We start from the raw sequence: 13051 nt of genomic DNA, 5'->3' as shown, positions 1-13051 counted from the left end.
CAAGCTTAATGCTTTCCTGCTTGCGCCTGTTCGTTTTTTCGCTCATACAGCTTCAATCCGTTCCGTTCAGAATGTCATCCTGTATGCGCGCATCGTTGTAACTCCATTATACCACAGCAGCGTGGCGACAGAACAGATAAGCGAGGCTATGCCGCGCCCTGGCAGCAGTCGGACTAAGCGGGAAACGGCTCCAACCCGCCCTCGCTCCCATTCTTTACGGCCGCACTGGTCGGCGGCAGCAGCGATTTCGGTTGCGATTCGGCAATCGCTTCGACCAGATCGATCACGCTGCGTCTGTCCATAAAGTCCGGGGAAAGCCATGCTTCGATTTGTTTCGCCCCTAGCAGGATCGGCACCTCTTCGTCCTGTCCGGGAGCGGCCTTCCTGACGGATAAAATCGTGCACGCTTGCAGCTCCTCGCCTTGCGGGCTCAAGCGAATGTCATAAACGCCCGCCATAGCGAGCATCTCCCCTTGATGAAACATAAACCGCTCCGCCTTCCGTCTCCCCTGCTCCGGTATATATCTGAAGTAGGTGCTGCAAGGGATGATACAGCGCTGCCGCTTCAATCCATAGTCGAACGATTTGTTCTCGAGCACCGTCAGTCCGTCCGCCTGCACGCTATTCTTGGCCCAGAACGGCAGCAGTCCCCACCGGAACTCGTCCAGTATCCGTTCGTTTCCTTGTGTATATACGCAAGCGATGTAATCGGTCGGACATTTCTCGCGTTCTCTCGCATCATAAGCCAGCACCTGCGTGACGCCAAAGCGTCCGGTCAGTTGGCGGACATCCGCTTGCAGCGTAAATCGGTAGTTCATTGGAGACTCTCCTTCGATCGATTTTCCCTTTACTATTCTCAACGGCTGCCATTATTAACCTCGGAAATGAAAATGATTTTCGGACCGTAGCGGGTAAAAGGAGTTGCATACTTATGCCGGTTTCTGCGCATCGTATGTAGGGCAAATTTTCATTTCGACTAACAAGGAGGCCACGTCCATGTCCAGAAACAAACAGCAGCAAGAAGCGCACGGAATCGGTCAAATCGAAGAGCAGCTCGCTCAGCAAACCGAGGCGGCCGAAGAAATCATCGGCGGAAGCGAAGCGGACCGGAAAGTGATCGCCGCGAGCCGGGAACAAGATTCGGAGACGGAAGACGGATTCGAGGCGTAATCTGCGTTACCGCAAAGGAAAAAAGCCCTTGACCGTGCATTACGGCCTGGGGCTTTTCCTTTTTTTGCATTCCGGCTGCGCTTAATGCCGAACTTGACCTCTGATTTCTCTAGGGTGCTGGGGCTTGTAAATTTACCGGGTCGTTTCCGTTAATTCACCTGACGAAACTCCGGCGGTATTCTCCGGGCCACGTTCGTATCGATCGCCGCTTGAATGACGGCGTGGCGGACGGCCGGAACGACTTTATCGTTGAATATGCTCGGGATGATGTACTGGTCGGTCAATTCATCGTCGCTGACTACGGAGGCGATCGCCCAAGCCGCTTTCAGCTTCATTTCCTCATTGATCGTCGTCGCTCTGCAATCCAGCGCCCCGCGAAAAATGCCCGGGAAGCAAAGCACGTTGTTGATCTGGTTCGGATAGTCGCTTCGCCCGGTGGCGAGAACCCGCACATGAGGCTCGGCCAGCTCCGGTTCGATCTCCGGCTCCGGATTCGCCATCGCGAATACGATCGGATCGGACGCCATCCGTCTAATATCTTCGAGCTTCAGCACCCCTTTGCGGGAAACGCCGATGAACACGTCGGCACCCGGAATGACATCGGACAGCAGCCCTTCTTTAAGCTCCTGGTTCGTTCGCTCCGCAATCCACGACCACATCGGATTCGAATATGTCCGGGTTCGGCATAGAGCGCCTTCGCGATCGACCGCGATCAAATGTTTAACCCCTGCGGCAAGCAGCATTTTGACGATGGACACGCCGGCGGCGCCGATCCCCGTCACGACAACTCGTATGTCGGAGGTCGTTTTGCCGACGATCTTCAGAGCGTTCAGAAGTCCCGCAAGAAGGACGACGGCGGTACCGTGCTGATCGTCATGGAATACGGGAATGTTAAGCTCCTGCTTAAGACGCTCCTCGATCTCGAAACAGCGAGGGGACGAAATGTCTTCCAAATTGATGCCCCCGAATGCGGGAGACAGCAGCTTGACGGTGCGGATAATTTCTTCCGTGTCCTTGGAGGCGAGACATAAGGGGAATGCATCGACGCCCGCCAGCTGCTTGAACAGCATCGCCTTTCCTTCCATGACCGGCATAGCCGCCTCGGGGCCGATATCTCCGAGTCCCAATACGGCAGTTCCATCGGAGACGACCGCTACCGTATTCCGCTTGATCGTCAGCGAGAATGCGCTTGCCGGGTTTTCATGGATCGCCATGCACACTTTCGCCACGCCCGGCGTATACACTTTGGACAAATCGTCGCGCGTTTTGATCGGCATTTTCGGCTGAGTTTCGATTTTACCGCCGAGGTGAGCCAGGAATGTAGGATCGGATACGTTGACAAGCGTAACGCCCGGCATATGGCGAATCGCATCCGTAATTTCATTGGCCGGAACACCCATCAGATTGACCGTTATATCCCTCGTGGTCGATTGTTTCCCGGCGTGAATCATATCGACGGCGATAATGTCGCCGCCGGCCTCGCCGATCGCTCCGGCGATTTCCGCGAAGGAACCGGGCGTTTTCGCCAGCTCGAGCCGAATAATAATGCTAGTATTTGAGGCCAAATCGCTCATCCTCCCATGGATCGCAGCATAGCTTCTATAATTTGATGCTGATCAGCTTCAGCTCCGTCATTTCCTCGACTGCATATCGGATCCCTTCGCGGCCGAAGCCGCTCTCCTTGACGCCCCCGTACGGCATGTTGTCTACCCGGAACGTCGGAAAATCGTTGATCATCACTCCACCGACTTCAAGACGCTCGGCAGCGCGCATCGCTGCTTGGATGTCGCGGGTGTAAATACCGGCCTGCAAGCCGTAGCGGGAATCGTTGACGGCATCAATCGCTTCATCCAAATGATCGAATGAAGACAACGCAACAAGCGGACCGAACACTTCCTGACATGAAACCGGTTCTTGAGACGGCACATTCGTCAAAATCGTCGGCGGGAAAACGCCGGACGAAACCGCCTTTCCCCCCGTCCGTACAACCGCGCCCTGGGCAACGGCGCTATCCACCCATTCCTGCATGCGCGCCGCTTCCTTGTTCGAGATCATCGCGGACAGGTCGGTCTGTTCGTCGAAAGGATCGCCGACGACAAGCTTCTCCGTCGCTTCCTTGAACCGGACGGCAAACTCGTCAAATTTGGCCGCATGAACGAAAATGCGCTGGATCGAAATGCATACTTGGCCGCTGAATGAGAACGCACCCAGCACGCAGCGGTCGATCAGTTCCTGCGTAATGTCCGCCGTTTCGTCGATAATCAAGCCGGAGTTGGAGCCAAGCTCGAGCGTAACGCGCTTTAAGCCGGCTTTGTTTTTCATCGCGATGCCGACCTCCGGGCTGCCCGTGAACGTAATTGCGGCGATGCGCGGATCTTTGACGAGCTTCTCGCCTACGACGGAGCCTTTGCCGGGAATAATATTGAGCGCCCCCGCGGGAAGCCCGGCTTCGGCGAATAGATCGGCGAGTGCCAGCGCGGACAGCGGCGTTTGGCTGGCGGGCTTCAGCACGACCGTATTCCCGGCTGCAATCGCCGGACCGACTTTGTGAGCGACCAAGTTAAAAGGAAAGTTGAACGGTGTAATCGCACCGACCACGCCGATCGGCTTGCGCATCGTAAACGCAATTCGACCTTCCCCGCCGGGCGCCGCGTCCAAAGGAACCGTTTCGCCGTGGATACGGCTAGCTTCCATGGCGGCGAATTTATACGTTTGGATCGTCCGGGCGATTTCGCCCCGCGCGGTTTTGATCGGCTTGGCCGCTTCGAGCGCGAGAATGCGCGCCATCTCTTCTTTGCGGTCCGCAAGCAAAGAGGCCGCTTTCTCCAGGATGGCGGAACGCCGATGCGCCGGCATCGAGGCCATGACGACCGAAGCGGCCTTGGCCGCCCGAATCGCTTCATCGGTATCCGCTTCATCCGCTTGCGCGACATGAGCGATTACTTCGCCCGTAAACGGAGAGGCGAGCTCCGTATAAGAAGCCGCCTCTTTCCATCGACCGTTGATATACAAATGTTTCTTCACAAGCTCTCCCCCCGTTCCTTAACCGGCCGAAACCATCGATCTGACGGCATCGCCGATTATGTCCAACCCTTCCCGCAGTTGATCGTCCGTAATGACGAGCGGAGTCAGGAAACGAAGCACGTTGCCGTGAACGCCGGCGGACAACAAAACGACACCGGATTCATAACAAGCTTTCGTTAACCCGGCAACGAACGTTTTCGCAGGTAGCTTCGTGTCCGGATGAATAAACTCTACCGCGCACATCGCCCCGAGTCCGCGGACGTCGGCGATCAGCGGAATTTCCTCCCGCAGCGACTCGAAAAATGTCCGGATCGTTTCCCCGATCACTCTGGAGCGCTGTACGAGACCGTCGCGTTCCATCAGCTCGATAACCGCGAGCGCCGCGACGCAGCCGAGCGGGCTGCCGCCGTACGTTCCGCCGATTTCACCCGGATTCGGAGCGTCCATGACGTCCGCTCTTCCGACGACCGCGCTGATCGGCAATCCGGCCGCGATCGATTTGGACATCGTGATCAGATCCGGCTCGATCCCGAAATGGGCGGAAGCGAACATTTCGCCCGTACGGCCGAAGCCGGTCTGAATTTCATCGGCGATAAACAGAATGCCGTGCTTTTTGCAAATGTTGAAAATGCCTTCCACAAACGGTACGGGCGGTACGATAAATCCGCCTTCGCCCTGCACCGGTTCCATGATCACCGCGGCGATTTCTTCCGGCGCCGCTTCGGTATACAGGAACTCCTCGAATTGGCGCACGCAGAACAACGCATAGTCGGTTTCCGACATCCCTTCCGGACGATGCAGCGGATAAGGGTACTGCGCTTTGTAGGTGGCGGGCGCAAAAGGACCCATTTCGAATTTATACGGCTTCACTTTGCTCGTCAAGGACATGCCGAGCAGCGTACGACCGTGAAACCCGCGGGTAAACGAAACGATTCCGGAACGGCCCGTAAATTTGCGGGCGATTTTGACCGCATTTTCCACCGCTTCCGCGCCGCTGTTCAGGAACATCGCTTTTTTCGGGAACTGCCCCGGCGTCAGCTGCGCCAGTTTCTCCGCCAACTCCACGTACGGCTCGTACATGGCTACATGAAAGCACGTATGAATATATTGCTCGGCTTGCTTTTGGATCGCTTGCACCACTTCGGGAGGGCAATGACCGGCATTGATCGTACCGATTGCCCCGGCGAAATCGAGGAATACATTGCCGTCGACATCGTACAGCAAAGCGCCTTCCGCTTTCTCGACGAAAATCGGAGTATTGTTGCCTACTCCTTTCGGCACGGCTTGCTTTCTTCTTTCCAGCATCGCTTCGGCCTTCGGTCCGGGGACCGAAGTTTGAAGCGATACGAACTTCGTTCCAGGGACCGCAGTTTGAATCGATACGGATCGTCTGTTATTGTCCATTTCCGTCATTCCCCTTTGCCTTTGTAAAATCCCAAAGGTTTAAGCTCCATATTGACGTTGATTTGCTTCACTTCCGTATATTCGTCCAAGCCGAATGTGCCCAATTCCCGGCCGAGCCCGCTCTGCTTAAATCCTCCCCACGGCGCTTCGTTATAGGTCGGATGATACGTATTTACCCACATAATGCCCGAGCGTACCTTCCGCGCAACACGCATCGAGCGGCTCGCGTCGTTCGTAAATACGGCCCCCGCTAGCCCGTACACCGTACCGTTCGCGAGACGGATCGCTTCTTCCTCGTCCTTGAACCGCTGGACGACGAGCACCGGTCCGAATATTTCTTCTTGCACGACGCGCATGTCGGGCGTTGTATCGGTAAGGATCGTCGGCTCCACGAAATTTCCTTTGGCGTATTCGCCGTCGGTTATCCGGCTGCCTCCTGCTGCGACAGTCGCGCCTTCTTGACGGCCGATTTCGATGTACGACAGCACTTTCTCCATATGAGCCTGCGATACGAGAGGTCCCATCTCGGTCCCGCCGTCCATTCCGTTGCCTACGCGGATCAGGCTCGTTCTTTCCACTAGCTCTTTCATAAAAGCATCGTAGATTTCGTCTTGGATCAGCAGGCGCGAGCCCGACGAACAAACTTGACCGGAACCGATGTAGATGCCGTACATGACGTATTCGGCGACTACGGATGGGTCAGCATCGGCGAACACGATATTCGGCGATTTACCGCCTAGCTCGAGCGACACTTTCTTGATGTTGCCCGCCGCGGCCCGCATGACGCTACGCCCGGTTTCCGTACCGCCTGTAAAGGCGACCTTGTCCACCATGTGGCTTGCGGCCAGCTCCGCGCCGACCGTTTTCCCTTCGCCAAGCACGAGATTGGCGACTCCTTTCGGAAAGCCGACTTTCTCGATCAGCTCGAACAATCGGATGGCGGTCAGCGGCGTAATTTCCGACGGCTTGAATACCGTCACGTTCCCGGCACCGAGGCAGGGAGCCAATTTCCATGCCGCCATCATGAGCGGGAAGTTCCACGGCACGATTTGGCCGCACACCCCGACCGGCTCTCTGACGACCATAGCTTGGATCGGGTAAGGCACCTCGTACGTCTGTCCGTGAGGCTTCGTAATAAGTCCGGCATAGTAGCGGAAGCAGCTGACCGCGCTCGATACGTCGGATTCCGCTTCGCCGAGCGGCTTCCCGTTGTTAAGCGTCTCCAAGCGGGCAAGCTCGTCCGTATGCGCTTCGATTTGATCGGCCAAGGCGAACAGCAGTCTGGCTCGTTCCCTAGACGAAGTATCTCTCCAATTCGTCTCATCGAACGTATGACGGGCTACTTGAATGGCGCGCTGTACGTCCTCGAGACCTCCTTCCGTCACGACGGCGATGCGTCCGCCCGTAGCCGGGTTCGTAATGTCGCGCGTTTTCCCCGATGCGGCTTCCACCCATTCGCCGCCGATGTACATTTTGCCGATGCCTTGCATCGCTTCCGCCATGATATTCCCCTCCAATAAACCCGTGAAGTGATGGGCGGATTACTCCGCCGCCGTAACGTCGCAGACGTAAATGTATTCGTCCATGCGAGGCTGCCAATTCCATTTATTACTTAAGCCGTACAAGTCGAACTGCTGGAACAATGGAATCCACGGCAGCTCGTCGCGGAATATGAGGCAAGCCATCCGGTACAGCTCGTTCCGGCGCTCCGAATCGAGAATATTGCTCGCTTCCATAACCATGTCGGCCATATCGTCATTATGGAAATCTGTCGGATTCCACGGATTCGGCGCTATATATGCGTTGCGATATACTTCATCCGGATCGAACGTCGAATTGCCCCAACCTACATAGTACATTTGATCGTATTCATGATGACGGAACCGGCTTATGAATTGCGGCCACGGCTGAATATCCACATGCAGGCGAACGCCGATCTTCGCGAGCTGACGCCCGATCCGCAATCCAATCTCCTTGTCTTGCGTGAAACGGCCGTCCGGCACTTCCAGCTTCACGTCCACTCCGTCCGGGTAGCCCGCTTCCGCCATCAGTTGCTTCGCCCGCTCCAAATCGTAAGCGATGGGCGGAAGCGTAGGGTCGACGCCGAAAGCTTGCGGATAAACGGGACCGGCCAGAGGCGAGCCGCAGCCGCTCAGCTCATCCTGAATGATCTCGCGGACGTTGATGGCGTGAGCCATCGCCTGCCTCAGCTTTTTATTTTTTAGAATCGGGTGATGGGTGTTGATGCCCATATAAATGACGCCGACGCTCGGAGTGCCGACAACCGACAGCTCCGGGTTCGCTTCCACTTCTTCGCGCGCAAGTGGCGGGAAGTTCGCGGCCAAATGAATCGTGCCGTCATGCAGCCCTTGCACGCGATCGCTTCCTTCGGGAACGGCCCGAAAGGTCAGCTTCTGCACGGACGGACTGCCGTGCCAGTAGTCGTTGTTGGCCGTCAGTTCCACAACCCCGTTCGGCTTGTCCCAGCCGACGAACTTGAACGGGCCGGTTCCGTTCGGTACGCGGCTGAAATGTTGTTCCCCGTGCTCGGCGATATATTGCGGCGGAATAATCATCAGTCCGGTAAGCTGGGCTAGCAAGTTCGGGTCCGGTCGGTTCGTCACGACGCGAACGGTCAGGTCGTCGACGATATCGACATGGTCGATCGAATTGAACCGGCCGTACGGAGGAAACTTGGGCTCGCGATGCGGATCGACCATGCGTTCCAGCGAGAATTTCACCGTACTCGCATTCATCTTCTCGCCATTGTGAAACGTAACGCCGTTGCGCAACCGAAACTCGATCACCGTATCGGTGATGACCTCCCAGCTTTCCGCCAGCCAAGGCTCGATTTCCATCGAAGGATTGCGGCGGACGAGTCCGTCATATACTTGCAGCAGTATATTGGCGGTTGTCGTTTCCGAATGGGCGTACGGGTCCATGGTCGAAGCGTCCGTGCCTTGAGCGATTACCATTGCTTTAGTATGATCCATTATGGGTTCCTCCTGAGAGTTTTACGTGGTAAAACTTGCTTCGTAAGTTATCTGTTGAGAAAGTCGAAAAGTGAGAAAAAGGCATACAAAAAGAGGTGGGAGAGATGTACGTAAAGCGAAGCGGCTGACTTTAAAATCGTGTTGTAACAGCTAAAATTTCAAAAAAACAACATGATTTTAACGGAAGTGGAGTGCATTCTCCCACCTCTTGCCTTCCACGCTTCCTCACTTTACAGACTTTTTCAACAACCTGCCTTACTTCGTAAGCATCCACTTCGTTTAGAACAACAGCGTCGAGCCGACCTGCCACACCGCATGCACAGGATCGCCTTCGCGCAAAGAAAGATTCGCTTCGCCGTGCATCGGCGCTTTGACGAGAAACGGTTTCTCCAGCCCGGATACTTGCAGCCCGATCAAATAGGACGATCCCGTATAGTGGACATACAGCACCGTACCGGTTATTTGATTGTGTTGATCGCGATCGAGCTGCGTGACTGACGCATCGTCAGCCGGTAATAGCCGCACTGCCTCCGGTCGAATCATCGCCGTGGCGCTTCCCGTCCTGGCCGACGTTCCAGCCGCTTTAATGCGCTGACCTCCGGCGAGCGTTACGTCCGTGCTGCCGCTTGCCGCTTTGAGCTCTTTCACCGGCAGCAAATTCGAGTCGCCCACGAAGTCGGCCACGAACGAATCGTTCGGTCGGCCGTACACGTTCTCTGGTGTATCCAGCTGTACGATATGGCCTTTGTTCATGACAGCGATCCGGTCGGACAATACCATCGCTTCTTCCTGGTCGTGGGTAACGAAGATAGCGGTAAATCCGATCTGCTTCTGCAGCTGGCGTATTTCGACGCGCAGCGCTTGACGCAGCTTCGCATCCAGGTTGCTGAGCGGCTCATCGAACAGTACGAGCGGGGGCCGCAGCACGAGCGTGCGGGCGAGCGCAATCCGCTGCTGCTGGCCGCCCGACAGCTGCGCGGGCATCCTTTGCTCCATGCCGGCGAGCTGGACCGACTGCAACGCTTGCTGCACTCTTTCCTTGATTTCATGCTTCGGCGCGCCTTGACGGCGCAGACCGAATGCTACGTTCTCAAAGATCGACAGATGCGGGAACAGCGCATAATTTTGAAATACCAGACCGACATTGCGTTTATATGGAGCGACCCGCGTCAATTCCTTGTCCGCCAAATGGATCGAGCCGCTAGTCGGCTCCAGAAGCCCGGCCACCATCCGCAGCGTTGTCGTTTTGCCGCATCCGCTCGGACCTAGCAAAGACACCATTTCCCCGCTGCGGACGGTCAAATCCAGCTTTTCCACAATGACGTTGGCGCCATATTGCTTTCGAAGCTCCCGTAATCGCAGTTCACTCATAATACGGACCTCCCCTGCTACAAAATCTTATTTCGTTTCAGCATGCTCATCCCGATCAAGCCGATCAGAACCGTGCCTAGTATGATGATGGAAGATGCGGCCGCAATAGCCGGAGTCATATTGAACTGAATGTCCGAGTAAATGAGCATCGGCAGCGTAACCATTCCCGGTCCGGTCAAGAATAAAGCCATGACCAGCTCGTCGAACGACATGATAAAGGCGAAGAAAGCGCTTGCCATCAAAGCGGGGCGAACGAGCGGAATCGTCACGAGCCTGAGCGTTTGCCACGGCGTAGCGCCTAGAATCATAGACGCTTCCTCAACCGATCGATCCAGACGGGCAAACCCGGCGCTCATCGTCCTTACGACGTAAGGCACCGTAAGAATGATATGGGCCATCACGAGCCGGAAGAAATAGTCGCTCACTCCCAGGTTGCTGTAGAAAATAAGCAAGCCGATTCCGAACAGCAGCGTCGGCACGAGCAGCGGTGACAAAAATAACGACCGCATCGTTTCTTTGGAACGGAATTCGTACTTCTTGAACGCAAGCGCGATTAACGTACCGATCGGCAATGCAACGGCGGTTGTCGTGACGGCGATCCAGATGCTGTTCCAGAAAGGCTTGGCATACCGTCCTCCGGTCAATACTTCATCGTACCAATGAAACGTAAAGCCTTTGGGCGGAAACACGAGATAAGCGCTCTCGGTGAAAGAAGTAATGACCACCACGACGAGTGGAGCTACGATGAACAAATAGATCAACAGGTTGACCGCGTTCAGGAAAGAAAATCGTTTCTTCATACGATACCAGCTCCCTGCGCAGAACTGCGCCTAAGCGCCCGGTTATACAAATTCGTGATCAGGAATACGGTGACGAGCAAAATGACGGCGAGTGCGGAAGCGTACGGCCAATTCATCAAATGAATCGTCTGGTTGTATATTTCGGTCGCCATGACCTGCACTCTCGGCCCCCCGATCAAGGCCGGCGTTATATAGAAGCTGATCGAGATTGAGAACACGAGCAGCGTACCCGCCACGATACCCGGCAACGAAAGCGGCAAGGTGACGAACCAGAACACTTTGGACGGTGAAGCGCCCAAGTTGGCCGCCGCAGACTCCAAATTCCGATCCATCCCGTCCAGAACGCTGTACAGCACCAATACCATAAAGGGCAGCAATACGTGAACCATCGCAATGACGACGCCCGTAGACGTGTAAAGCAGATCAATCGGTTTATCGATGAAACCAATGTTCAGCAACAATTGGTTGATTAGTCCTTTTCGGCCCAAAATGACGATCCATCCGAAGTTTCGGATGACTGCGCTTGTAAGCAGGGGCAATGCGATGAGAAGCAGCAGCAAATATTTGTTTTTCGGGTTGGAACGGGCTACCCCGTAAGCGAGACAATATCCGAGAATCAAGCATAGCAGGCTGATCACAGCGCCCATGACCAAAGTGCGCCAAAGAATCTTCAAATAGTGAGGATCTTTGAAAAAAGCCAAATACTGCTCGAACACGAAAGCCTTCTCCATCATTCCGTCCGCAGCGGTGCGATAAAAGCTGAACAGCAGCAGCTGTCCGACCGGCAGCAGAAAGAAAAAGATAAGAATGAGCAAGCCGGGAGCCATTAAGATCCACTGTGGAGGCAACCGTCGAAGCATAAGGGATCCGTCCTTTCCATGGTCAAATGAAAGAGATAGCGGCATCGGCTGCATAACCGCCACCTCTTTCGCTCAACCGGATTATTGAGACTGTCGATTAACTGCTTAGCGAAGTAAAGCGCGCCGTTCCAAGTGAAAAAATACCTTCCTTTGCTTAGACAGCTTGTTTTAAATTCCTTGATTGACCAAAGATTTAGCGGTTGGAGTAGTGAAGCTTACGAAGCTAGCTTTCTGTCGAAAGCTCTTAAATCCAAAACTCGCCGGAAGGTATCCTTTTCACTTTCCACTCCTTGTCACCCGAGTTAATCGACAGTCTCTTATTTGCTGATCAGCTTGTTCCACTGCGCCGTCCAGGCGTTGCGGTTCGCGGTCACGACTTCCCAGTTCAGCGGCACCAAGCTGTTAACGGCTGCTTCTCCATACGGCATAACGGCTGCCAGCTCGGCGGAAAGCTTCACGTTTTTGTTTGACGGGGCAAATCCGGTTTGCTCGGCAAACGCTTTTTGAACTTCCGGTCGGAGTGCATAGTTGACGAACTGCTGGGCGAGATCGGCGTTTTTGCTTCCTTTCACGACTTGCGCGTTGATGAACGTAGCCATCGCTCCTTCTTTCGGGACGACGAACTTGATCGGCTGGCCTTTCTTGCGGAAGTTGAAGGCGTATCCGGAATCGTAAGCGGCGATCCAAGCTTCTTCTTGGGCGAACAGGTTGCCTACGTCCGGGGTAGAGGCTACGATAGCGGCCACGTTCGGCAGCAGCGTTTTGATCTTTTCAAAGCCTTTATCCATATTGGATTCGTCGCCGCCGGCAAGCTTCGAGTTCATGACGGCAAACTGCAGGCCGAACGTATTCGTCAAGTCGACAAGTCCGACATGTCCTTTGAATTCAGGCTTCCACAAATCGTTCCACGAAGTAGGCGGCGTTTTGATTTTATTCTCGTTGTATATAATCCCCAAAGCGTCGAATGCGATGCTCGGTCCGTAGCCGCCCGTGTTGATCGCAGGCTTGTACAGATCTTTCAGATTGGTCAGCAGCTTCTCGTCCGCAGGCAGGATCAATCCTTCTTTGGCCGCTTGTACTTCCTGTCCGCCGGAGAATTGCACGACGTCGAGCGTAGGGGCGTTTTTCTCCGCGCGCATACGGACCAGTGCATCTGCCGAGTATAAGGTGACGACTTCCACTTTGGCGTTGAATTCTTTCTCGAACGGCTTGATCAAATATTCCTTCTGAGCGGTTTCATAATCTCCGCCGAATGAAGTAACGACTAATTTTCTTGGAGGTTCGGCTGCTTTGCCGCCGTCCGCAGACTTCGAATCGGGCGCTTTTGTCGCATTTCCGCAGCCGGTAATAACGAGGAGAGCGGAAATCATCGTAACCGCGGAAATTTTCATCCATGCTTTTTTAGCCAACATGTAGACCCCTCCTTAAG

General features: G+C 55.0%; 11 protein-coding genes. 1 reads left to right on the top strand and 10 read right to left on the bottom strand.

All coding sequences use genetic code 11. The features are described from left to right. Positions 1–173: 173 nt before the first annotated feature. The gene (locus FE783_RS28580; protein WP_138882799.1) at positions 174–818 is read right to left on the bottom strand and encodes an SOS response-associated peptidase family protein; all 645 of its coding nucleotides are present in this window, start codon (positions 816–818) and stop codon (positions 174–176) included. Between the two features lie 178 nt (positions 819–996). On the opposite strand from FE783_RS28580, the gene FE783_RS38065 reads away from it, so the two are divergent. Next, positions 997–1170: a hypothetical protein gene (locus FE783_RS38065; protein WP_202916284.1), complete on the top strand. Its 174-nt coding sequence runs from the start codon at positions 997–999 to the stop codon at positions 1168–1170. A 149-nt stretch (positions 1171–1319) separates the two neighbouring features. Here the strand turns inward: FE783_RS38065 and FE783_RS28575 are convergent, their stop codons facing one another. The 9 genes from FE783_RS28575 to FE783_RS28535 form a co-directional block, all read right to left on the bottom strand. Continuing rightward, positions 1320–2735 (bottom strand): NAD-dependent malic enzyme, encoded by a 1416-nt coding sequence (locus FE783_RS28575; protein ID WP_420799779.1) that lies wholly within the window; start codon positions 2733–2735, stop codon positions 1320–1322. A 34-nt stretch (positions 2736–2769) separates the two neighbouring features. Then, positions 2770–4194 carry an aldehyde dehydrogenase family protein gene (locus FE783_RS28570; RefSeq protein ID WP_138882797.1) on the bottom strand — a complete coding sequence of 475 codons (1425 nt, stop codon included), beginning with the start codon at positions 4192–4194 and terminating at the stop codon, positions 2770–2772. 18 nt (positions 4195–4212) lie between these two features. Beyond that, positions 4213–5499: a 4-aminobutyrate--2-oxoglutarate transaminase gene (gene gabT / locus FE783_RS28565; RefSeq protein ID WP_420799780.1), complete on the bottom strand. Its 1287-nt coding sequence runs from the start codon at positions 5497–5499 to the stop codon at positions 4213–4215. A gap of 104 nt (positions 5500–5603) precedes the next feature. Then, positions 5604–7100, bottom strand: a complete 1497-nt coding sequence (locus tag FE783_RS28560) for an aldehyde dehydrogenase family protein (RefSeq protein ID WP_420799778.1) — start codon at positions 7098–7100, stop codon at positions 5604–5606. 39 nt (positions 7101–7139) lie between these two features. After that, positions 7140–8591, bottom strand: a complete 1452-nt coding sequence (locus tag FE783_RS28555; RefSeq protein WP_138882795.1) for an ABC transporter substrate-binding protein — start codon at positions 8589–8591, stop codon at positions 7140–7142. Between the two features lie 279 nt (positions 8592–8870). Then, positions 8871–9962 carry an ABC transporter ATP-binding protein gene (locus FE783_RS28550; protein WP_138882794.1) on the bottom strand — a complete coding sequence of 364 codons (1092 nt, stop codon included), beginning with the start codon at positions 9960–9962 and terminating at the stop codon, positions 8871–8873. A 17-nt stretch (positions 9963–9979) separates the two neighbouring features. Continuing rightward, positions 9980–10762, bottom strand: a complete 783-nt coding sequence (locus FE783_RS28545; protein WP_138882793.1) for an ABC transporter permease — start codon at positions 10760–10762, stop codon at positions 9980–9982. Next, positions 10759–11622: an ABC transporter permease gene (locus FE783_RS28540; RefSeq protein ID WP_158302078.1), complete on the bottom strand. Its 864-nt coding sequence runs from the start codon at positions 11620–11622 to the stop codon at positions 10759–10761. The genes FE783_RS28545 and FE783_RS28540 overlap by 4 nt, the downstream gene beginning before the upstream one ends. A gap of 317 nt (positions 11623–11939) precedes the next feature. Then, positions 11940–13034 (bottom strand): ABC transporter substrate-binding protein, encoded by a 1095-nt coding sequence (locus FE783_RS28535; protein WP_138882791.1) that lies wholly within the window; start codon positions 13032–13034, stop codon positions 11940–11942. Positions 13035–13051: the final 17 nt, after the last annotated feature.

This window comes from Paenibacillus mesophilus, assembly GCF_005938385.1.
Lineage (GTDB): Bacteria > Bacillota > Bacilli > Paenibacillales > NBRC-103111 > Paenibacillus_AB > Paenibacillus_AB mesophilus.
The sequence above is the reverse complement of the archived record's forward strand: the minus strand, read 5'-3'. Positions and strand labels throughout refer to the sequence as shown.